This is a genomic window from Pseudomonas sp. AN3A02, assembly GCF_011765255.1.
GTDB lineage: Bacteria > Pseudomonadota > Gammaproteobacteria > Pseudomonadales > Pseudomonadaceae > Aquipseudomonas.
The window spans coordinates 440,777-463,845 of the sequence record NZ_JAARNI010000001.1; the positions used below are offsets into that span (position 1 = coordinate 440,777).

Here is a 23,069-nt window from a genome sequence, read left to right on the forward strand (position 1 = left end):
ATGACATCAGACTGCCGGGTTGATCGGCTTTTCTGGATGCCAAGCGTCCAACAGGGCGCTGACTTCAACGCGGGTCAGCTCTGGACGAGCCTTCAGCCACGCTTCAACAGCGGCACGCTGTTCTTCGTTGACCGAACCACGGGTGGCTTTGCAAACCAGACCGAAGTCATCACCGCCGACGTAGTCCAGGCCGTTGCCGTCCATTGCTTCAGTCAGGAATGCTTCGAGGAAAGCGTCAACCGCTTCATCGTCCAAACCTTCTTTGAAGTCCAGGTTCAGTTCGAAACCCAGCTCTTGAAATTCATCAACGCACAGTTTTTTGCGCAGACGCCGGGAACGGTTAGTCGCCATTGGAACAATCCTCTTAAGTAATAACGGGCGGCACTTTAGCAGTTTAAGCCGGCCTTTGCCCGCTTCTCTGGGACAGGCGGCAGAGTGCCAGTAAAAAAAACCGTGATTAGCAGCTATCGTTCAGGCACAAGTGCGACTGCCTTGGGGCATAATGCCGACACTTTCATGACCATTGAGGGATTTTTCGTACATACCCCTCACCTTTTTTACCCCTCAGCAGTAGGGTTTTAATTCTTATGATCAAATCTTTGCGTCCATTGTTACTCGCCGGTTTTCTTCTCCCCCTGGCCTTTTCCGTTACCGCTGCCCCGATCAACACTTCCTTGCCACCCAAGGTCCAGGAAGCCCTCCAGAAAGCCAAGCTGCAAAACAACGCCCTGTCTCTGGTGATGATTCCCCTCAATGGCCCGGGCACACCCACCGTGTTTAACGCCGACGTGTCGGTCAACCCGGCCTCGACCATGAAGCTGGTCACCACCTACGCGGCCCTGGAAATGCTCGGCCCCAACCATCAGTGGAAAACCGAGTTCTACACCGACGGTACCCTCAGCGGCGGCATTCTGAACGGTAACCTGTACCTCAAGGGCGGCGGCGACCCCAAGCTGAACATGGAAAAACTCTGGCTGCTGATGCGCGACCTGCGGGCCAACGGCGTGCAGCAAGTGACCGGCGACCTGGTACTGGACCGCGGCTTCTTCATCCCGCCGCAACTGCCGGAGTTCAACGACGACGGCAACGACGAGAACAAGCCGTTCCTGGTCAAGCCCGACGCCCTGATGGTCAACCTCAAGGCGCTGCGCTTTGTCACCCGTAATGATTCGGGCAAGGTGCTGGTATCGGTAGAGCCGCCGATTGCGAGCATTCGCATCGACAACCAGGTCAAGGTCTCCAACGCTAAGCAGTGCACCGGTGACGTGCGCTACAGCCCGATGACCGCCGCCGATGGCAGCGTCACCGTGACCGTCAGCGGCCAGTTGGCGGACGGCTGCAGCTCGCAGACTTATCTGTCATTGCTGGACCACGCCACCTACACCGCCGGCGCCGTTCGGGCGATCTGGAAGGAACTGGGCGGCAGCATCCAGGGCCGCGACATCCAGGCGCCGGTACCGAAGAACGCCAAGGTGCTGGCCCGGGCGTTCTCGCCAGACCTGGCGGAAATCATCCGCGACATCAACAAATACAGTAACAACACCATGGCCCAGCAGTTGTTCTTGAGCCTGGGCGCGCAGTTCCGCACCGATGCCGACGGCGACGACGCCAAGTCGGCCCAGCGCGTGGTGCGCCAGTGGTTGGCGAAAAAAGGCATCACCGCACCGCACCTTGTGATGGAAAACGGTTCCGGCTTGTCCCGTGCCGAACGGGTCAGCGCCCGCGAAATGGCGACCATGCTGCAAGCAGCGTGGCGAAGCCCGTACGCGGCGGAATTTATCAGCTCGCTGCCAATTGCCGGTACCGACGGCACCATGCGTAAACGCCTGAAGACCACGGCCATGCGCGGCGAAGCCCACGTCAAGACCGGCACCCTGAACACCGTGCGCGCAATCGCCGGGTTCAGCCGCGACAACAATGGCAATACCTGGGCGGTGGTGGCGATTCTCAACGATACAAAACCGTGGGGTGCGTCTTCGGTGCTGGACCAGGTGCTGCTGGACCTGTATCGCCAGCCGAAGCTCGCGGCGGCTGCGCCGGTGCTCTAACGGCAACAAAGATCAAATGTGGGAGCTGACTTGCCTGCTCCCACATTGATCTCTAATAGCTTGAATGGCCGTGCACTTCAGGCAAGCGCCCGCTCTGCCTCAACTCTGTCCCGGCCCGCCTGCTTCGCCGCATACACCCCCGAATCCGCTCGCAGCAACAAGCCGTCAACGCCCTCCTCGACCCGCCAACTGGCCACGCCGAAGCTCGCCGTCACAGTACCGACACCCTCCATCGGCGCACTGCGCAACGCCTGCCACAACTCCAGGGCAACACTGAACGCCTGGCTGCCGTCGGTATTGGGGCACAGCACCACGAACTCTTCGCCCCCCAGGCGGCAAAACACATCCGTACGCCGCAATCGTTGGCTGATGCGCCGGCACAATTCCTTGAGCACTTCATCGCCGACCGCATGGCCGTGCTGGTCGTTGATCCGCTTGAAGTGGTCGATGTCGAACATGATCACCGACAACGATCCAGAGGCGCGTTTGACTCGAATCATTTCAGCCTTCAAGCGGTCCTGAAAGTAGCGTCGGTTATGAATGCCCGTCAGCGAATCGGTAATCGACAGCGCGCGCAGCTCTTCCTCGACCCGCTTGAGATCGGAAATATCCGACACGTACCCATGCCATACCGTACCGCCGCCGGGCAGTTCTTCCGGCGTCGCTTCACCGCGAATCCAGCGCAGCCCACGCTGGGGCAATTGCACCCGGTACTCTTCACGCCAATGGCTCAGTTGCAGGGTGGACAGACGAATGGAATCCCGCACCCGCTCGACGTCCAGCGGATGAATGCGCTCGAAGACCTTTCGTGCATCCTGTTGCAGCACCCCCGGCTCGATCTCGTAGATATCGCGAATGCCGTCGCTGGCATAAATGAAACGCGAGTCGCCATTCGGTTCCAGGATGAACTGGAAAATACCGCCGGGCACATGGGCACTGAGTTTCTTCAGCAGGCGGTCCCGCGCGGCCAGTGCCTCATAGGCACGCTTTTGTTCGGTGACATCCAGGCAGATCGCCAGGTGCCCGACCCACAGGCCATGCTCATCCAGCAATACGGTGGCAAGCATGTTCACCGTCAGGTGGCTGCCGTCCTTGCGCACCAGCGTCCATTCACGGGCTTGGTGCACCGCATCGGCGCCGTCCACCAGCATCGCTTGGCCAGGCGCAATGCGCTTGCCCAGCGCCGCACTCAACTGCGCGGCACGGGCTTCCAGCTCGGGCGCCAGGTGCAGGCTTTCGAGGGTCAGGTACCCGAGCACCTCATCCACCTCAAAACCCAGCATCTGCTCGGCGCCAGCGTTGAAAGTGGTGATCACACCACGCAGGTCAGTGGCAATGATCGCCACCTGGGTCGCCGCATTCAGCACGCTGCGCAGTTGGCCGTGGGTGCCCCGCAGCTCCTGTTCGCGCTGACGCAATTGGGCCGTGCGCTGCTCCACCAGTTTCAACGCGCGTTGGCGCTGGCTGACCAACACGTAGAGCAGCGCACTGAGCAGCAGGCTCAGCAGGCTGCCCATGACCAGGATAGTCACCTGCGAAGAATGATTGCCCTGCTGGAACACCAGGCTGGGGCGCAGGCTCAAGGCGTAGATGTGGTCGCCAAGGGTCAGCCGGCGTGCGGCCATCAGGTCGCTGTCTGCCACGGCATTGCCGGATTCGTACAGCACACGTTTTTCTGCGTCGGAAGTATCGATGATCTGCGTCACCAGATTGTCCCGCTCAGCCTTGGGCAAGCCATCGGCCACCAGCTGGCGCATGCTGATCACTGCCATTACGTAGCCGTAAGGTTCACTGATGGGCGCTTGTGGCGTCGGTGCCCGGCTGACCGGCGCCACCAGCAGCACGCCCATGGCATAGGCCGGCTCCACGCCGACCAGTTGCATGGGCTGGGACACCGCCATTTTCCCTGACTGTTGCGCACGCTCCACCGTCGAGCGCCGCAGTGGCTGGGCCAACAGGTCAAAACCCAGCGGCGAGCCGAGCAGGCTCTGGGTCTGGCTGTACAGCACCGGCACATACTCATCGTGCTGAGCGGCCGGGGCCAGTTCGCCCGCCGCGTTCAATTCGCGAATGGCAAAACTCGCGCCGCGCTCAGCCGTAATTTCTTGTTCAAACGCGCTGCGCTGGTCACGTAAAACCCGAGGAGCCCAGGCATAGGCACGGGTACGCAACAGCAAGGGCTGCGCAAAACCGTCGAACTCGTTGCGGGAGACCGAATTGGAATTGACGAAGAACCGCCGCAGGCTGCCCAGGCGTTGTTCCTGGTCCTCGAAACGCTCCTGGAGGCGGCTGTAACGCTCGTTGACCAGCAACTGGAAGCGTTGCCGCACTTGCTGCTGATAGAGATCGGAGGCGGCCCAGGCGACGATGCTCGTCAGCGCAATACCGGCCAGAAACACCACCACCGCGACTAGCCACGCCGATACCTGCTCACTGATAAAGCCTAGGATTTTCGGGCGGACGGCATGCAGCGGCATAGACAAGACTCGGAACGCCAGCGTGCGGGTGCGTCACTTTGGCCAAGCCTTAAGTTATAGCCACAGGACCTGCGTTTGACCAGCGCAAAAAAAACCGCAAGGCCGGAATGATCCGGGCTTGCGGCTTCAGAACGCAGTGATCAGCGAGCGGTGATTTTCCACGCCCGATGGATCTTGGCGTTGCGCGCAAAATCCGGGTCGATGGTCTTGTCACTGATCTCCTCGACGGCATAACGCTCGACGAGGTTGTCTTCCAGCTGGAACTTGCGGAAGTTGTTCGAGAAGTACAACACGCCGCCCGGCGCCAGGCGCGCCATGGCCAGGTCGAGCAACTGCACGTGGTCACGTTGCACGTCGAAGATGCCTTCCATGCGCTTGGAGTTGGAGAAGGTCGGCGGGTCGATGAAGATCATGTCGAACTCATCGCGGCTGGCTTCCAGCCAGGCCATCACGTCGCCCTGCTCCAGGCGGTTCTTGTCGGAGAATCCGTTGAGGGAGAAGTTGCGGCGCGCCCAGTCCAGGTAGGTTTTCGACAGGTCGACGCTGGTGGTGCTGCGCGCGCCACCCTTGGCGGCGTGCACACTGGCGGTGGCGGTGTAGCAATACAGGTTGAGGAAGCGTTTGCCGGCCGCTTCTTTCTGGATGCGCATGCGCATTGGGCGATGATCGAGGAACAGGCCGGTGTCCAGGTAATCGGTCAGGTTGACCAGCAACTTGACGCCGCCTTCGCTGACTTCGGTGAACTTGCCCTGGGCACTCTGGCGCTCGTACTGCTTGGTGCCGCTCTGGCGTTCGCGACGCTTGACCACCACGCGGTTCTTATCGATGCCCAGCGCCTGAGGAATGGCCGCCAGGGCATCGAACATGCGTGCCGAGGCTTTTTCCGGGTCAATCGACTTCGGCGCCACGTATTCCTGGACGTGAACCCAGTCGTGGTACAGGTCGATGGCCATGGAGTATTCCGGCATGTCGGCATCGTAAACACGGTAGCAATCGACGCCTTCGCGCTTGGCCCATTTGCCCAGCAGCTTCAGGTTCTTTTGCAGGCGGTTGGCAAACATCTGCCCGCCTTCGCTCAAACGCGCCTGCTCGACCACCGGGGCCGGGGCAGGTTTGATCGGGTTACCGTTCTTGTTGTACTGGCGCTCTTGCGGCTCGGTCGGCGCCTGGTCGTAGGCCGCTTGCTCACGCTCGGCCTGGCGTTGTTCCGGGGTGCGACGCTCGCCGGTGACGAACTGGTCCGGGGTGACCTTGATCAGCAGCAATTTGCACGGCAAGGCGCCGTTCCAGAACGAGTACTGTTTATGGCTGCGGATACCCATGCGCTTGCCCAGGTCCGGGGCACCGGTGAACACCGCCGCTTCCCAGCCCAGGCACGCCTGGCGCAGACGCTCGCCGAGGTTCTGGTAGAGGTACAACAGGCTGGCTTCATCACCCAGGCGCTCGCCGTAAGGCGGGTTGCAGATCACCAGGCCCTTTTGGTTCTGGTCCGGACGCGGCTCGAAGGTGCCGACTTCGCCCTGGTAGATCTTGATCCAGTGGCTCAGGCCGGCGCGTTCGATGTTATTACGCGCTGGCTGGATCAGGCGTGGGTCAGCTTCGTAACCACGAACCCACAGCGGTGGCTTGGCCATGCCGATGGCGGCACGTTCGCTGGCCTCTGTATGAAGTTTCTTCCACAGCGCCGGAACGTGGCCGAGCCAGGCGGTGAAACCCCACAGCTCACGGTTCAGGTTGGGGGCCATGTCGGCGGCAATCATCGCGCCTTCCACCAGGAAGGTACCGACGCCGCACATCGGGTCCGTCAGCGCGCCGCCTTCGGCAGCAATACGCGGCCAGCCGGAGCGAATCAGGATCGCTGCCGCCAGGTTCTCTTTCAACGGTGCGGCACCCTGCTGCAGGCGGTAGCCGCGCTGGTGCAGGCTGTGGCCGGACAGGTCGAGGGAGAGGATCGCTTCGCCACGGTCCAGGCGCAGGTGAATGCGCAGGTCCGGGTTGATCTTGTCGATGGACGGACGTTCGCCGGTCGGGGTGCGCAGCTTGTCGACAATCGCATCCTTGACCTTCAGCGCGCCGAAGTGGGTGTTGTCGATGCCCGAGCCATGGCCGCTGAATTCAACGGCCAGGGTGCCGTCGGCGAGCATGTGGTCTTCCCACTCGATGTCCAGCACGCCGTGGTACAGGTCTTCGGCGTCCTTCATCGGGAAGCGCTTGAGCACCAGCAATACGCGGTTGGCCAAGCGCGACCAGAGGCACAGGCGGTAAGCAGTCTCCATGTCGGCCATGCCGCGCACGGCCGAGGTGTGCTCGCGTGCTTCCTCAAGGCCAAGCCCGACGGCTTCCTCGATCAGCAGGCCTTCGAGGCCCTTTGGGCAAGTGAGGAAGAGTTCAAAACGGTCCGACATGGGGCATTCCAGGCTTTTCAGCAATAAGTGAACGGGCGACGCATCGCGCGCTCGGTTTTCAATCAAGCGCTTTTCTTGAAGAGCGCTCGTGTGGCACGAATGTGCCGTTCCACCCCGGCTACACGCCTTTTGGGCCTTTATCGACGGGGCAGTTCAAGTATTTGAAGCAACAAAAAGAAATATTCTGACCCTTCGTCGAATAATAACCGACTGCATCGGGTGGGCATTCTCACTAAAGGATTAAACCCATCCTCTTTGAAGGGCACATCATAGCTGGGTTTGCCCAAGAAAAGGGGCGAAAAGCCATGCCAGCTTATGGCTATAGCATCATTATCGTTACGTGCTTATGACAAAACGATCATTGAATCCATGTGACCTATTGGTTAGAACTCAACACAGGTTGGCGCCGTAACGACGCCGACACAGTGCTCGCCACGCCGGCAGCGAGCGCACCAACGGCAGAAAAACTCTGCCCGGCCTCGGACGGGGCCGAAGGATATCAAGACAGTCAACAAGTGAGGGAAACACCCTATGAGAAGACTTAAGCGTGATCCGTTGGAAAGAGCATTTTTACGCGGATATCAATATGGCGTTCATGGCAAATCCCGTGAGCTTTGCCCATTTACTCTACCGTCGGTACGCCAAGCCTGGATCAACGGCTGGCGAGAAGGACGCGGCGACAACTGGGACGGTATGACTGGCACTGCGGGAATCCACAGACTCAACGAACTTCACGCCGTCGGCTAATCAAGGGCATTTAATTCCGACACCAGCACGAATACGCAACCACTTAACCACGCACGCCCCATCCGGGCGGCGGGCTTCGGCCCAGGGGCTCCTTCGAGGAGCCCTTTTTAATGGGCCTCGATTAACCTTTTGGCAACGCCGCGATCGCATCCACCGACTGGCGAATCAATGCCGGGCCCTTGTAGATAAAACCGGAATACAACTGCACCAGGCTGGCGCCAGCGGCGATCTTCTCGGCCGCGTGCTTGCCCTCGGTGATGCCGCCCACCGCAATGATCGGCAAACGCCCTGCCAACTCTGCCGCCAGCACCTTGACGATGTGAGTGCTCTGGTCGCGTACCGGCGCACCGGACAGGCCGCCCGCCTCATCACCAAAAGCCAGGCCTTCGACACCGACGCGGCTCAGGGTGGTGTTGGTAGCAATCACCGCATCCATTCCCGAGTCCACCAGGGCCTGGGCCACCAGTACGGTCTCTTCATCGCTCATGTCCGGGGCAATCTTGATCGCCAACGGCACACGCCTGCCGTGACGCACAGCCAGATCTTCCTGACGCTGGCGCAAGGCTTCGAGCAATTGCTTGAGGGAGTCGCCAAATTGCAGGCTGCGCAGGCCCGGGGTGTTCGGCGAGCTGACGTTGACGGTGACGTAACTGGCGTGGGCGTAGACCTTGTCCAGGCAAATCAGGTAGTCATCCACCGCACGCTCCACCGGCGTGTCGAAGTTCTTGCCGATGTTGATCCCCAGGATGCCCTTGTACTTCGACGCCTGAACCCGTGACAGCAAGTTATCCACACCCAGGTTGTTGAAGCCCATGCGATTGATGATCGCCTCGGCTTCCGGCAGGCGGAAGATCCGCGGCTTCGGGTTGCCCGGCTGCGGTCGTGGGGTCACGGTGCCGATTTCGACAAAGCCAAAACCCAACTGCGCAAAACCGTCGATGGCCGCGCCGTTCTTGTCCAGGCCGGCAGCCAGGCCCACCGGGTTGGGGAAATCGAGCCCCATCACCGACACCGGCATTTTCGCCGGGGCCTTGCACACCAGACCATTGAGCCCCAGGCGGCCACCGGCACCGATCAAATCCAGGGACAGATCGTGGGAGGTTTCCGGAGAGAGTTTGAACAACAGCTGGCGGGCCAGGGTATACATGGGCGGGATTGACTCGGATGGCGGCGAAAGGTGGCGGCGATTATAGCCGGGGTGAAGGGCTGCATGCGAGGCGTGCCGTCCAAACGTCAGTTGCGGTACGCCATCAGTTCCTCGTAGCGAACCCAGATTTTTTGCGCATAGCGAAGACGCAGAGCCTCGCGCTGAGGCCCGGGACCTCCGCCCACATTGTAGGAACCGATGGCCGTCCAGTTGTAGCCGAACTGTTTGATAAAGTCGGCAAGGATCGACGCGCCGACTTCCACCGACAGACAAGGCTCATCCAGCAGGCGTTGTTCGGTAATGCCCAACTTGAGCAGGCGTGGCAGGTGAATGCTGTTGATCTGCATCAGCCCGATATCACGGGTGCCGTTGTTGTTGGCGTAATTCATGGCCTCGGCGCGATAGCCCGATTCCACCGCAGCGATGGCCTGCAACAACTCCGGTTCGATGCCGTGCACGCTGGCGGCCTCTGCCCAGCAATAGGCCCTGGCTTCATTGCTCAAGCAGAGCGCGAGCAGCAGCGCGCTATTGCGCCAGGCGCTTCTCATGCCTGACCTCGACCGCAGGTGGAACAGACATGGCTCGTCACCGTGACCGCACAGGTCACTCGGTACCCTTTGCCGTACACCGTCTTGATCAGGCCCCTGCCGTCCTTCAAAATTTTACGCAGCGAACAGATGCAACGGGTCAGAGACTCTTCGGTGGCCTCGTTATGAGGCCATGCCTGTTCCAGCAAGTGATCCTTGGTCACCAACACACCGGCCGACGCCAGCAGCACGCGCAGCACCTGCCCTTCCTTGGGCGGTAGTTGAATATCCGAGTCTTCATCGGTCAGCCTGCCGTCGCCATGCAATGTCCAGCGATCAAAGACCATCGGGGCAGCCAGCACCCCATCATTCAACACGGCCATTCAGTCCTCTGCACCCAACTCACCCTTATTTCCAACAATGGTTTTCCCGGAAAGTCGCGACTATAAAAAGCTCACCGGCGATATAGGAGAGGACAAAGCCCGCAGGCACTGTTTTTTTCCAGACAGGCTGCGTAGGATTTTTCGACACCACCCCGCACAGGACAACGACGGTTTATCCCTCAATCACGCGGGTAAATGCACGTTTCACCCGCTCGTGCTGGGAGGGTGTCAGCGGCGGCGCCTGCCCAGGCTCCGCCCGGGCATGCACGGCGTCCCTGACCGATGTCGCCTGAATGACAAACAGACGCACACTGTTGGCCATAGGCCCGTAATAACGTCCGGACAAGGCCGCTCCGGTATCGCGCTGAAAATCCCCCACCAGCAGCCGTCTGCCCGGTGCCACACGCACGACGCTGCTGATCCCCACACGCTCCACCGCCGCCGAGCGCTTGTCGCGACTGCCAGCCTTGCCCATCTGGCGGCCATCCTCAACGGTGAGCAGCATCTCGATTTCACCCGCCTCGGCGAAGCGCGGCAACACACTCAACTGTGTGCCATAGACCACCGGTTGCCACTCATCGCTGTCCTCACCTGGCCGGGGCAGATAGAACGTCTGGTTATCGTTGAACACCGCCGGCACATTCTCCTGGGTAAGAATCACCGGCAGCGCCGTGACCTTTGCGCGCCGACGCGGCTCCAGTGCCGAGATCCGCTTCATGAAGGTGTCGTCATCGACGGGCGCCATGACCCGGGTTGCGGAAGGCTCGCCGGCCCCCTCGTGCATGGCCGCACCCAGCTTCTTGAGCTCATCACGATCCACATCCACCAGCCACAACGAGACCTCCACCGCACGTTTCGGCACATCCAGTTCCGCCACCAGGCTTTCGATAAAGCTCACCTGCTCAGGCTTGCCCTTGATCAACAAGCTGTTGGTGTCCGGGTACGCCAGCACCGAAATATCCCTGTCGTCCAGTAGTCCGGGTTGCCCCGGGGAGTCAGGCTTCTGCCCGACGGCCAGCAGTTTTTCGATCATCGAGGCCATGCCCGGTACCGTGACGGTTTTGTCGCCCATGTCGTACTCACGGTCTGCAACGTGGGTGTTGAGTACCTGCACCACCCCGATCCGCTGCGACCCCATGCGCAACTCCGCACGCTGGCGGTCCATCAGTTGCGCCAGGCGCAACACATGGTCGACATAGTTCGGCGGCCCGGACACATAGAACATCCGCGCCCCACTCGCCCGCAGCGGATAACGCACCTCGTCGAGCCCTGAGCGGCGCATGAACCCGCGCAGGATATCGACCGAAATGTGCCGCAAGGTCACCACTGAGCTTTTCGCCTCGTCGGCGTCATAGAGGTAAAGCACCTGGCCGTCGCTGTACCAGATCAGGCCTTGCTGCCGGGCGACCGACTCCAGCAGCGGTTGCGCCGAATCAAAATCGAACGCTCCGCTGATACGCTTGCGCGCCGCCGCCTGACTGACAACGATCGGCTGCCCCAGTGGCAACGACAGCGCGGTAAAAAAGGTGTGCAGGCTTTCATCGCGGGCCTGATAGGACTGCGCGAGCACGCAGGAACTGCCCAGCATCAACAGCCAGAAAAGCAGCGTCGAAAAACGGTGAGGGTTGATGAACATGCCTGCATGGCCCGGGCTGAAAGAGCGGCCATACTGCGAGGCACGTCAATTTCAATCCTGATGGAAAGCTGACGCCCCGCCTATCCTGCGCACGTCGTGGCATGTGCCTTGCTTTGCCTTGTCTATCGCAGCCCGCGCCAACGGCGGAACGGGCTCAAGGACACAGACGTCGTTACCCCGGGCTTCTCCTGTGAGTGGCCCGACGGAACGGCGTTTTTTTATGAAAGGTACGTATTGATGAGTGATCCCCTGGCTTGGGTCAACGGCAGCGATGCCCCGGAAAAGAGCAGTCTCAACCTGGGATTCATGGCCCTGAGCGATTGCGCCTCGGTGGTGGTCGCCGCCACCCAGGGCTTCGCGCAGCCCTATGGCCTGACGTTGAATCTCAAGCGTCAGTCGTCATGGGCCAGCCTGCGGGACAACCTGGTCAGCGGCGAACTGGACGCCGCCCACAGCCTGTACGGCCTGATCTACGCCGTGCACCTGGGCATCGGCGGCGTGGCGCCCACCGACATGGCCGTGCTGATGGGCCTGAACCAGAACGGCCAGAGCATCAACCTGTCCCGTGGCCTGCAGCAGCAGGGGGTGACCAGTCCTGAGGCACTGGATCGTCGCGTGCACCAAAGCCGAACAAAACTCACCTTCGCCCAGACCTTTCCCACAGGCACTCACGCCATGTGGCTGTATTACTGGCTGGCGAGCCAGGGCATCCATCCGTTGCAGGATGTGGACAGTGTGGTGGTGCCACCGCCACAAATGGTTGCGCACCTGCAAGCCGGGCGCATCGATGGTTTTTGCGTTGGCGAACCCTGGTGCGCCAGTGCGGTGAAGCAAAATCAAGGCTTCACCCTGGCGACTACCCAGGCGATCTGGCCGGATCATCCGGAAAAAGTCCTCGGCTGCACCCAGGCGTTTGTCGAGCAATACCCCAACACCGCCCGGGTACTGGTGATGGCGATTCTGCAAGCCAGCCGTTTTATCGAGGAAAGTATTGAGAACCGGCGCTCTACCGCGCAACTGCTGAGCGCCCCGCAATACCTCGACGCGCCGCTGGACTGCATCGAACCGCGGCTGCTGGGCAACTATGACGACGGCCTCGGCAACCACTGGCAGGATCTCCATGCGCTGCGCTTTTTTGGCCATGGCGAAGTCAACTTGCCGTACCTGTCCGATGGCATGTGGTTCATGACCCAGTTCCGCCGCTGGGGCCTGCTGCGGGAAGACCCGGACTACCTCGGCACTGCCCGCCGCGTGCAGCAACTGGATATCTATCGCCAGGCGGCCAGCGCCGTGGGTGTGCCCGCCGGAGGCGAGGCCATGCGCAGCAGCCAGTTGATCGACGGCAAGGTCTGGGACGGTTCGGACCCGGCCGGGTATGCCCGCAGCTTTCGCCTGCACGCCATGGCCGACGTTTCCAGTCGCCAGGCCTTGCGCTGACAGGAGGATCTTATGTTGCGAATCCTGTTGATCAACGACACGCCGCGCAAGGTTGGGCGGCTCAAGGCCGCGTTGACCGAGGCCGGGTTTGAAGTGATCGATGAGTCGGGGTTGACGATTGACCTGCCGGCGCGGGTTGAGGCGGTGCGCCCGGATGTGATTTTGATCGATACCGAGTCGCCGGGGCGGGATGTGATGGAGCAGGTGGTGCTGGTCAGTCGCGACCAGCCGCGGCCGATTGTGATGTTTACCGATGAGCATGATCCGGGGGTGATGCGTCAGGCGATCAAGTCCGGGGTCAGTGCCTATATTGTCGAGGGGATTCAGGCGCAGCGGTTGCAGCCGATTCTGGATGTGGCGATGGCGCGGTTCGAGAGTGACCAGGCGCTGCGCGCGCAGTTGCAGGCTCGGGATCAGCAGTTGTCGGAGCGTAAGCGGATTGAAACGGCCAAGGGGCTGTTGATGAAAATGAAGGGGTGTAATGAGGACGAGGCCTACACGCTGATGCGGCGTCAGGCGATGAGTCGGCAGCAGAAGCTGATTCAGGTGGCGGAGCAGATTATTGCGATGAGTGAGTTGTTGGGGTGAGGGCTTCTTGTTGTGTGTATATCCGTTTTTTGGGTGATGGCTGGTATTGGTTCCGCTCTTACAGCGGCTCACTTTTGAAGAGCGCAAAAGTAAGCAAAACGCTCTTGCCCCACCACTCGGCACCTCGCCTAGGCTCGGTGTGCCCTCAGCTCCGGCAGCACGAAGCGGGCCGCCGCGACGGGGCGTCCCTGCCCCGTCGCGGCTAAACCGGCGTCCTGCCGGTTTACCCGCTCCGTACTGCCTACGTTCGGCCAGCGTGGTTTAACGGGGCGCCTAAGATCAAGATCACAAGCAGATCAACAGCACAGCGGCCTACAGGCCGGCTTGAGTGTGGTGAAGCAACAGCCAAATCAGAAGCTAAAGCGGGCACGGTCCAAATGTGGGAGCGGGCTTGCTCGCGAAGGTCGTTAACGATGACGCTGGCATCCTGGATGAACGCGGCGCCCTCTGGTTTTTCGCGAGCAAGCTCGCTCCTACAGGAAAGCAGCCCTGCTTTCGCTCTGGATCTTGCCTCTGCTTCTAACACTCAAGCCGGCCGGGAGGCCGCTGTGCTCTTGCTTTTGATCTGCTTGTGATCTTGATCTGCGGGCCCCGTTAAACCACGATGGCCGCAAGCAGGCACGGTGGAGCGGGTAAATCGGCAGGGAAGCCGATTTAGCCGCGCCGGGCCATGGATGGCCCGTCGCGGCGGCCCGCGGAACCGGGCCGGAGTGCGGGCATGCCGAGCCTGGGCGAGGCACCGAGTGGTGGGGCAAAGACCTTTTGGTTACTTTTGGGGCGTTTGCCAAAAGTGACCCGCTGTAAGAGCGGAACCATAAGCCGCCGTTACCTAAATAACGGATATACACACAATCAAAAAAACCACCCACCCCCTGTTGGCCCACCTCTTGCTAAAGAATCCCCACAGGTAGCCAACGGCGGTTGCCCCCTCCACGACAAAGACGTCGCACACCCGGTTTGCCCTCGCGAACCCGGTGGCGGCGTTTTTTCGTTTTGGCCCCATAGCCCGGGGCCGGTGGGGCGGCCACAGCCGTTCCATCACCAGGCCTTCTTATAAGACCCCTTTACCGCTGAGGTGCGTGATGAAATCAAGCTTCTGGAAATCCGGCCACACCCCAACCCTGTTCGCCGCGTTCCTGTATTTCGACCTGAGTTTCATGGTCTGGTACCTGTTAGGCCCACTGGCGGTGCAAATCGCCGCCGACCTGCACCTCACCACCCAACAACGCGGCCTGGTGGTCGCCACCCCGATCCTCGCCGGCGCAGTGCTGCGCTTCCTGATGGGCATGCTCGCCGACAAACTCTCGCCCAAGACCGCCGGCCTGATTGGCCAGGTGATCGTCATCTGCGCCCTCTTCGGCGCCTGGAAACTCGGGATTCACAGCTACGAACAAGCCTTGCTGCTGGGGATGTTCCTCGGCATGGCCGGTGCCTCGTTCGCCGTCGCCCTGCCCCTGGCGTCCCAGTGGTACCCCGCCGAGCATCAGGGCAAGGCCATGGGCATCGCCGGCGCCGGCAACTCCGGGACAGTATTTGCGGCCTTGCTGGCACCCGTACTGGCCGCCGCATTTGGCTGGAGCAACGTGTTCGGCTTTGCGCTGATCCCGCTGATCCTGACCCTGATCGTCTTCGCCTGGCTCGCCCGCAATGCCCCGCAACGGCCCAAAGCCAAGTCCATGGCCGACTACTTCAAGGCACTGGGCGACCGCGATAGCTGGTGGTTCATGTTCTTCTACAGCGTGACCTTCGGCGGTTTTATCGGACTGGCCAGCGCCCTGCCCGGCTACTTCAATGACCAATACGGCTTGAGCCCGGTGACCGCCGGTTACTACACCGCTGCCTGTGTGTTCGGCGGCAGCCTGATGCGGCCTTTGGGCGGCGCCCTGGCCGATCGTTTTGGCGGGATTCGCACCCTGCTCGGCATGTACGGCGTGGCCGCGATCTGCATCGCGGCGGTGGGGTTTAACCTGCCAAGTTCCTACGCCGCCCTGGCGCTTTTCGTCTGCACCATGCTCGGTTTGGGTGCAGGAAACGGCGCAGTGTTCCAACTGGTGCCCCAGCGTTTTCATCGGGAGATCGGCGTCATGACCGGCCTGATCGGCATGGCCGGCGGCATCGGCGGTTTCGCCCTGGCGGCGGGCATGGGCGCGATCAAGCAAAGCACCGGCAGCTATCAACTGGCACTGTGGTTGTTCGCCAGCCTGGGCGTACTGGCGTGGTTCGGCCTGTACGGCGTCAAGCGTCGTTGGAGAACCACCTGGGGCTCGGCAGCGGTGACGGCTGCCCGGGTCTGATGAGCCTGCAACTGAGCTTCGCCCAAGCCAGCGCCACCGGCCCTCGGCAGGAAAACCAGGACGCCTTGCGCCTGGTCACGCCAGCCCCGGAGCTGGCAGCCAGCAAAGGCTACCTGTGCGCCATCGCCGATGGCGTCAGCCAATGCGCCGATGGCGGACTGGCTGCTCGTTCGACCTTGCAAGCCCTGGCCCTGGACTACTACGCCACGCCGCAAACCTGGGGCGTGGCCCAGGCCTTGGAACGCTTGCTGGTGGCACAGAATCGCTGGCTGCAAGCCAACGGCGGCGGCCAGCCGTTGCTGACTACCCTGAGCGCCCTGGTGTTTCGCGGCCAGCGCTTCACCCTGGCCCATGTGGGTGATTGCCGGGTGTATCGCTGGCTCGATGGCGAGTTGCAGCGCCTGAGCGAAGAGCATGTGTGGGAGCAACCGGGCATGCAGCATGTGCTCAAGCGCGCCATGGGCCTGGATCAACATCTGGTACTGGATTTCCTCGACGGCGAGTTGCGGGCCGGTGAGTGTTTTCTGCTGCTCAGCGACGGTGTGTGGGCGACCCTGGATGACACCCGCATCAGCGCAATCCTGCGGGAACAGTCGGACCTGAACCTCGCGGTAAACACCTTGGTCAGCGCTGCGCACCTGGCGGGCAGTCAGGACAATGCCAGCGCCCTGCTGGTGCGTGTCGACCAGCTCGGCGCTGCCACCCTGGGTGATGCACTGGTGCAGTTGCAGCAATGGCCGCTGCCGCCGCCCTTGAAAGCCGGCCAGCGTTTCGAAGGCTGGCAGGTGGAAACGCTGCTGGGGCAAAGCCGCCAATCCTTGCTCTACCGGGTGCGCGATGCCCAGCAACAGGCCTGGCTGCTGAAAACCTTGCCGGTCAGCCATGACGATGACGTGTTCGCCGCTCAGGCATTGCTGTCGGAGGAATGGTTCCTGCGCCGCGTCGCCGGCCGCGCGTTTCCTGAAGTCCATCCCGCCAACGGTCGTCAGCATTTGTACTACGTGATGCGTGAATATGCCGGGCAAACCCTGGCCGAACTGTTCAAGCACCAGGGCCCACTGCCCCTGGCGCAGTGGCAGTCCCTGGCCGAACGCCTGTTGCGCGCGGTCGGGTTGCTGCACCGCCGGCAGATCCTGCACCGCGACATCAAGCCGGAAAACCTGCTGCTGGGCGACGATAACGAATTGCGCGTGCTGGATTTCGGCCTGGCCTACTGCCCCGGGCTTTCCGAGGATCGCGCGCACCTGCTGCCTGGCACGCCGAGTTTTATCGCCCCGGAAGCCTTCAACGGCGAACGCCCTACTCCGCAACAGGATTTGTATAGCGTCGGCGTGACCTTGTATTACCTGCTCACCGGGCATTATCCCTACGGCGAAATCGAAGCTTTCCAGCGCCCCCGGTTCACCGCGCCTGTCAGCGCCAGCCGTTACCGCCCCGATCTGCCCGACTGGCTGCAACAAAGTCTGGAGCGCGCCGTCGCCGCGCAACCCGAGCAACGTTATGAAACCGCCGAGGAATGGTTGCTGGTGCTAGAGCAGGCAGACCGCCGCGAGTTGAGCACGCGACCAAAACCACTGCTGGAGCGCGAACCGCTCAAGGTCTGGCAAACATTGGCGGTGCTGTCGCTGCTGATCAATCTGGTGCTGTTGTACTGGCTGTTGCACCACTAAGAGGCGAAATCCCCCGACACATCGGCGCCAGACCGAACAAATCCGGCCAAACCGCCACTTGGCACAACCACTGCATTAGCTTTTCCATCAACACACATATAGCCGCACCTTCAACGTCGAAGGTCGAGCTTCCCGAGAGAACGGGACCAGGACAAAGGCGTCCTCGCTACTTATCTAGCGGGGACGCCTTTTTTTGTTGCGCACGATTTGTCGAGCCACTGCGGAGAACGACATGAAGAAACTCAAACTGGTGATGATCGGCAACGGCATGGCCGGGGTTCGCACCCTTGAAGAATTGCTCAAGCTGAGCAGCGACCTGTACGACATCACCGTCTTCGGCGCCGAGCCCCACACCAATTACAACCGCATCCTGCTGTCGCCGGTGCTGGCCGGTGAGCAGACCTTCGAAGAGATCGTGCTTAACGATTTGAGCTGGTACCTCGATAACAACATCAAGTTGCTGCTCAACCGCAAAGTGGTGCAAATCGACCGGGTCAAACGCAAAGTCATCGCCGAAGACGGCAGCGAGGCCGAGTACGATCGCCTCCTGATCGCCACCGGCTCCACGCCGTTTATCCTGCCGATCCCCGGCAATACGTTGCAGGGTGTAATCGGCTACCGCGACATCGCCGACACCCAGGCCATGATCGACACCGCCAAGACCCACAAGCACGCCGTGGTGATCGGCGGCGGGCTGCTGGGCCTGGAGGCCGCCAACGGCCTGATGCTGCGCGGCATGCACGTGACTGTGGTGCATATCGGCGAGTGGCTGTTGGAGCGGCAACTGGACAAGACCAGCGGCCAACTGCTGCAAACCGAACTGGAAAGCCGCGGCCTGGTGTTCCGCCTGCAGGAACAAACCCAAGCGCTGCATGACGCCGGCAACGGCCGCGTCGGCTCGGTGCAGTTCAAGAATGGCGATGTGATCCCCGCCGACCTGGTGGTGATGGCTGCCGGTATCCGCCCCAACACCGAGCTCGCGGAAAAATCCGGCATCCCGTGCAACCGTGGGATTCTGGTCAACGACACCCTGCAAACCTACGACCCGCGCATCTATGCCATCGGCGAATGCGCCAGCCATCGCGGGATCGCCTATGGCCTGGTCGCACCGCTGTTCGAACAGGCAAAGGTCTGCGCCAACCACCTCGCCCAGTTGGGTTTCGCGCGTTATCAGGGTTCGGTGACCTCCACCAAATTGAAAGTCACTGGCATCGACCTGTTCTCCGCCGGGGATTTCATGGGTGGCGAAGGCACCGAAACCATCACCCTTTCCGACCCGATTGGCGGCGTCTACAAGAAGCTGGTGATCAAGGACGACATCCTCGTCGGCGCCTGCCTGTACGGCGATACGGCTGACGGCGGTTGGTATTTCCGGCAGATCCGTGAGAACCATGCCATTGGCGAGATCCGTGATCACCTGATGTTCGGCGAAAACGCCATCGGCGATGTAGGCCACCAAGGCCAGGACAAGGCCATGAGCATGGCCGACAGTGCTGAAGTCTGCGGCTGCAACGGCGTGTGCAAGGGCACCATCGTCAAGGCGATTCAGGAACACGGGCTGTTCAGCGTCGACGACGTGAAAAAACACACCAAGGCCGCCAGCTCCTGCGGCTCCTGCGCCGGTTTGGTGGAACAGATCCTGATCAACACCGTGGGCGGCGCAGCGGACGTCAAACCGAAAAGCGAAAAAGCCATCTGCGGCTGCAGCGACCTCAACCATGGGCAAATCCGCCAGGCCATCCGCGACCAGCACCTGCTGACGATCGCCGGCACCATGAGCTACCTGAACTGGCGCACCCCGAACGGCTGCGCCACCTGCCGCCCGGCACTCAACTATTACCTGATTTCCACCTGGCCCGGCGAGGCGAAAGACGATCCGCAATCGCGCCTGATCAACGAACGGGCCCACGCCAATATCCAGAAAGACGGTACCTACTCGGTAGTCCCGAGGATGTGGGGCGGTGTGACCAATCCATCGGAACTGCGGCGCATCGCCGATGTGGCCGACAAGTACAACGTGCCGATGGTCAAGGTCACCGGCGGGCAGCGTATCGACTTGCTGGGCATCAAGAAGCAGGACTTGCCCGGTGTATGGAAGGATCTCGACATGCCGTCCGGCCATGCCTACGGCAAATCCATCCGCACCGTGAAGACCTGCGTTGGCAGCGAGTTCTGCCGCTTTGGTACGCAGAATTCCACACAGCTGGGGATTGAGCTGGAACATGACCTGTTCAATATGTGGTCGCCCCACAAGGTCAAGCTGGCAGTGTCCGGCTGCCCGCGCAACTGCTCGGAAGCGGGGATCAAGGACGTGGGAATTATCGGCGTCGATTCCGGCTGGGAGATGTACATCGGCGGTAACGGCGGGATCAAGACTGAAGTTGCCGAGTTCTTCGTCAAGCTGAAAACCGCCGAAGAAGTGCGCGAATACAACGGCGCTTTCCTACAGCTCTACCGGGAAGAAGCCTTCTACCTGGAGCGCACCGTGCACTACCTGCAACGGGTGGGCATGGAGCACATCAAGAAGGCCGTCCTGGAAGACCCGGCGCGGCGCCAGGCGCTCAATGACCGCCTGCAATTCTCCCTGTCGTTCGAACAGGACCCGTGGAAAGAACGCCTGGAACAGCCACTGCTGAAAAAGGAGTTCGACACCCTCCCCGTCAAACTGCTGGAGGTGCCGGCATGAACTGGCTGGATATCTGCGCCCTTGAAGAAATCAACGCCCTGGGCTCGCGCATCATCACCGGGCCCAAAGGTGACATCGCGATTTTTCGTACCAGTGACGACGAAGTTTTCGCCCTCGACGACCGCTGCCCGCACAAGGGAGGTCCACTGTCCCAAGGTTTGATCTACGGCAAGCGCGTGGCCTGCCCGCTGCATAACTGGCAGATCGACCTGGAGTCCGGTGAAGCCCAGGCACCGGACGTCGGCTGCGCCCATCACCACCCGGCCCGTGTGGAAAACGGCCGGGTGATGCTGGCCCTGCGGGACGCCGGTTGATGAACCGCCAGACCACCGCGTCCACCTGCTGCTACTGCGGGGTCGGTTGCGGCGTGCTGATCGAGCATGATGGCTCGCAGATCCTCGGCGTCAGTGGCGACCCGAGCCATCCGGCCAACTTCGGCAAGCTGTGCAGCAAGGGTGCAAGCCTGCATCTTACTGGCGATCTTGCTGCCCGTGCGTTGTACCCGGAACTGCGGCTGGGCAAAGGCCTGGCCCGCACCCGCACGGACTGGGACACCGCCCTGGAACACGCGGCCAATGTGTTCGCCGAGACAATCGCCGAACACGGGCCGGACAGCGTGGCGTTTTATATCTCCGGGCAGTTGCTGACCGAGGATTACTACAGCTTCAACAAACTCGCGCGGGCGCTGGTGGGCACCAACAATATCGACAGCAACTCGCGGCTGTGCATGTCTTCGGCGGTGGTCGGCTACAAGCGCAGCCTGGGGGCCGACGCGCCGCCCTGCAGTTATGAGGACCTGGAGTCGAGCGACTGCGTGATGATCGTCGGCAGTAACATGGCCTACGCGCATCCGGTGTTGTTCCGTCGCTTGGAGGAAGCCAAGGCCCGTCGGCCACAGATGAAGGTGGTGGTGATTGATCCTCGGCGCACCGACACCTGCGACCTGGCGGACCTGCACCTGGCGATCCTGCCGGGTACGGATGTCGCGTTGTTCCATGGGATCTTGCACTTGTTGTTGTGGGAAGACTGGATCGACCGCGATTTTATCCAGGCCCATACCGACGGGCTGATGGAGCTCAAACGCCTGGTTCACGACTACACGCCGCAGATGGTTACGCAGCTGTGCGGGATCAGTATCGAGCAACTGCGCCTGTGCGCAGAATGGGTCGGCACCTCGGCGAGCTTCCTGTCGTTGTGGTGCATGGGGCTGAACCAGTCCACAGCAGGCAGCGCAAAGAACAGCGCGCTGATTAACCTGCATCTGGCGACCGGCACCATCGGCCGTCCGGGCTGTGGACCTTTCTCCCTGACGGGTCAGCCGAATGCCATGGGTGGACGGGAAACAGGAAGCTTGTCGAATCTGTTGCCAGGCCATCGTGAGGCTGCCAATCCTGAACATCGGGCAGAAGTGGCCGCGTATTGGGGTGTAGAACAACTCCCCGCCAGCACCGGGCTCACGGCCATCGAACTGTTTGAACAGATGCAGACTGGCAAGATCAAGGCCGTGTGGATCGCCTGTACCAACCCGGCCCAATCACTGCCTGACCAAAACAGCGTGCGCCAGGCCCTGGAGGCGTGTCCGTTCGTGGTGCTACAGGAAGCCTTTCGTACAACCGAGACCGCACGTTTCGCCGACCTGTTGTTGCCGGCGGCGAGCTGGGGCGAGAAAGAAGGCACAGTCACCAACTCTGAACGGCGCATTTCCCACGTCCGGCCGGCCATCGACCCACCAGGGGAAGCGCGGCCAGACTGGGCCATCACCGTGGATTTTGCCCAGCGCCTGGAGCGGCGTCTTCGTCCCGGAAAACCGGGTCTTTTTGCCTTTGAGCAACCCGCGCAGATCTTTGAAGAATACAAATTGCTGACCCGTGGGCGCGACTTGGACCTCTCGGGTATCAGTCACGCCCTGCTGGACCGGATCGGCCCACAGCAATGGCCATTCCCGGCCGATGCCGTGGGCGGAACACCGCGTCTGTATACCGACGGGATTTTCCCTACTGAGACTGGCCGTGCGCACTTTGTCGCCGACCCTTATCGCGCCGCCAAGGAGCAGCGTGATGCGCGTTTCCCACTGACCCTGATCACCGGGCGCCTGCGGGACCAATGGCATGGCATGAGCCGCACGGGTACTGCTGCGCAGCTGTTCGGGCATGTCAGTGAAGCGTTGCTCAGCCTGCACCCGGATGAACTGCGCCGACATCGTTTGAAGGAAGGTGAACTGATCAGCCTGAAAAGTCGGCGCGCCAGCGTGATCGTGGCGGTCAACAGCGATGACAGCGTGCGTCCCGGCCAGGCTTTCCTGCCGATGCATTGGGGCGACCGGTTTCTTAAAGGTGGCGTCAATGCGCTCACCCAGCCGGCGTTCGATCCGCTGTCCAAACAGCCGGAACTCAAACACAGCGGCGTGCGCCTGGAGGCGGTGCAACTGCCCTGGCACTTGTTTGCGCTGATTGAGGGCGATGTGCAGCAACACTTCGAAGCGTTGCGACCGCTGTGTGAGGGCTTTGCCTACGTCAGCCTGAGCCTGACCGGGCGCGAGCGGCCCGCCCTGCTGATTCGTGCGGCGCATCACGAGGCGCCTGCGCTTGACCTGCTCAAGCAGATTGACCAGTTGCTGGGCCTCAATGACGGTCCGGTCATGGCCTACGACGACCCGCGGCGCTCCATTGGTAAGCGGGTAAAAATTGAAAAGGGCCGTATCACCGCGATCCGCCTGGCCGGCGAAACCCTGGCTCGCCACTGGTTGCAAAGCCTGTGGTTGGAAGGTCGCACCGATGAACAGTTGCGACGCTGGCTGCTGGCGCCATTGAGTGCGCCACCGGGGGGCGGTTCGACCCGCAACAAGACGTTGTGCAACTGCAGGAACGTCAGCGAAAACGCGGTCTGCGCCGGCATTGCCCGGGGCCTGGACCTGAATGGGCTGAAGCAGGAGTTGGGTTGCGGTACGCAATGCGGCTCCTGTGTGCCGGAAATCAAACGGCTATTGGCGAACGGCACGCAGCCAATCGCGATCACGGTGTGAGG

Annotated in this window: 16 protein-coding genes; 9 read left to right on the forward strand and 7 right to left on the reverse strand. The window is 61.5% G+C overall.

Annotated features, from left to right (window positions below; genetic code table 11):
* Positions 1–6: 6 nt before the first annotated feature.
* The gene (locus tag HBJ59_RS02125; protein ID WP_003219101.1) at positions 7–351 is read right to left on the reverse strand and encodes a YggL family protein; all 345 of its coding nucleotides are present in this window, start codon (positions 349–351) and stop codon (positions 7–9) included.
* A gap of 236 nt (positions 352–587) precedes the next feature.
* On the opposite strand from HBJ59_RS02125, the gene dacB reads away from it, so the two are divergent.
* Complete coding sequence (gene dacB, locus HBJ59_RS02130) at positions 588–2,048, forward strand: D-alanyl-D-alanine carboxypeptidase/D-alanyl-D-alanine-endopeptidase (protein WP_167662649.1); 1,461 nt, start codon at positions 588–590, stop codon at positions 2,046–2,048.
* Between the two features lie 77 nt (positions 2,049–2,125).
* On the opposite strand, the gene HBJ59_RS02135 is transcribed toward dacB, so the two are convergent.
* Both HBJ59_RS02135 and rlmKL read right to left on the reverse strand, forming a co-directional pair.
* On the reverse strand, positions 2,126–4,525 hold the full coding sequence (locus HBJ59_RS02135; RefSeq protein WP_167662650.1) for a diguanylate cyclase: 2,400 nt from the start codon (positions 4,523–4,525) through the stop codon (positions 2,126–2,128).
* A gap of 140 nt (positions 4,526–4,665) precedes the next feature.
* A complete protein-coding gene (gene rlmKL / locus HBJ59_RS02140; RefSeq protein ID WP_063032336.1) occupies positions 4,666–6,930 on the reverse strand; it encodes a bifunctional 23S rRNA (guanine(2069)-N(7))-methyltransferase RlmK/23S rRNA (guanine(2445)-N(2))-methyltransferase RlmL in 2,265 nt (754 codons plus the stop codon).
* A gap of 531 nt (positions 6,931–7,461) precedes the next feature.
* Here rlmKL and rmf point away from each other — a divergent pair.
* Positions 7,462–7,677, forward strand: a complete 216-nt coding sequence (rmf, locus tag HBJ59_RS02145) for a ribosome modulation factor (RefSeq protein WP_002553055.1) — start codon at positions 7,462–7,464, stop codon at positions 7,675–7,677.
* A gap of 121 nt (positions 7,678–7,798) precedes the next feature.
* Here rmf and HBJ59_RS02150 read toward each other — a convergent pair whose 3' ends face one another.
* The 4 genes from HBJ59_RS02150 to sctC form a co-directional block, all read right to left on the reverse strand.
* The gene (locus tag HBJ59_RS02150; protein ID WP_076017185.1) at positions 7,799–8,824 is read right to left on the reverse strand and encodes a quinone-dependent dihydroorotate dehydrogenase; all 1,026 of its coding nucleotides are present in this window, start codon (positions 8,822–8,824) and stop codon (positions 7,799–7,801) included.
* Between the two features lie 86 nt (positions 8,825–8,910).
* A complete protein-coding gene (locus HBJ59_RS02155; RefSeq protein ID WP_167662651.1) occupies positions 8,911–9,372 on the reverse strand; it encodes a transglycosylase SLT domain-containing protein in 462 nt (153 codons plus the stop codon).
* Positions 9,369–9,734 (reverse strand): winged helix-turn-helix domain-containing protein, encoded by a 366-nt coding sequence (locus HBJ59_RS02160; RefSeq protein ID WP_076017183.1) that lies wholly within the window; start codon positions 9,732–9,734, stop codon positions 9,369–9,371. The genes HBJ59_RS02155 and HBJ59_RS02160 overlap by 4 nt, the downstream gene beginning before the upstream one ends.
* 172 nt (positions 9,735–9,906) lie before the next feature.
* Positions 9,907–11,370: a type III secretion system outer membrane ring subunit SctC gene (gene sctC, locus HBJ59_RS02165; RefSeq protein ID WP_167662652.1), complete on the reverse strand. Its 1,464-nt coding sequence runs from the start codon at positions 11,368–11,370 to the stop codon at positions 9,907–9,909.
* A 237-nt stretch (positions 11,371–11,607) separates the two neighbouring features.
* Between sctC and HBJ59_RS02170 the strand changes: the two genes are divergently transcribed.
* The 7 genes from HBJ59_RS02170 (at position 11,608) to HBJ59_RS02200 (ending at position 23,067) form a co-directional block, all read left to right on the forward strand.
* Positions 11,608–12,807 (forward strand): CmpA/NrtA family ABC transporter substrate-binding protein, encoded by a 1,200-nt coding sequence (locus HBJ59_RS02170; protein ID WP_076017181.1) that lies wholly within the window; start codon positions 11,608–11,610, stop codon positions 12,805–12,807.
* 12 nt (positions 12,808–12,819) lie between these two features.
* Positions 12,820–13,395 carry an ANTAR domain-containing response regulator gene (locus HBJ59_RS02175; protein WP_167662653.1) on the forward strand — a complete coding sequence of 192 codons (576 nt, stop codon included), beginning with the start codon at positions 12,820–12,822 and terminating at the stop codon, positions 13,393–13,395.
* 1,082 nt (positions 13,396–14,477) lie between these two features.
* Positions 14,478–15,689, forward strand: a complete 1,212-nt coding sequence (locus HBJ59_RS02180; protein ID WP_093200446.1) for a NarK/NasA family nitrate transporter — start codon at positions 14,478–14,480, stop codon at positions 15,687–15,689.
* Positions 15,689–17,359 carry a bifunctional protein-serine/threonine kinase/phosphatase gene (locus tag HBJ59_RS02185; RefSeq protein ID WP_167662654.1) on the forward strand — a complete coding sequence of 557 codons (1,671 nt, stop codon included), beginning with the start codon at positions 15,689–15,691 and terminating at the stop codon, positions 17,357–17,359. Before HBJ59_RS02180 ends, HBJ59_RS02185 begins: the two co-directional genes overlap by 1 nt.
* Before the next feature lie 232 nt (positions 17,360–17,591).
* Entirely contained in the window at positions 17,592–20,045 is a 2,454-nt protein-coding gene (nirB, locus tag HBJ59_RS02190) for a nitrite reductase large subunit NirB (RefSeq protein WP_076017178.1), read from the forward strand.
* Complete coding sequence (nirD, locus tag HBJ59_RS02195; protein WP_063032355.1) at positions 20,042–20,359, forward strand: nitrite reductase small subunit NirD; 318 nt, start codon at positions 20,042–20,044, stop codon at positions 20,357–20,359. Before nirB ends, nirD begins: the two co-directional genes overlap by 4 nt.
* Positions 20,359–23,067, forward strand: a complete 2,709-nt coding sequence (locus HBJ59_RS02200; RefSeq protein ID WP_167662655.1) for a nitrate reductase — start codon at positions 20,359–20,361, stop codon at positions 23,065–23,067. Before nirD ends, HBJ59_RS02200 begins: the two co-directional genes overlap by 1 nt.
* Positions 23,068–23,069: the final 2 nt, after the last annotated feature.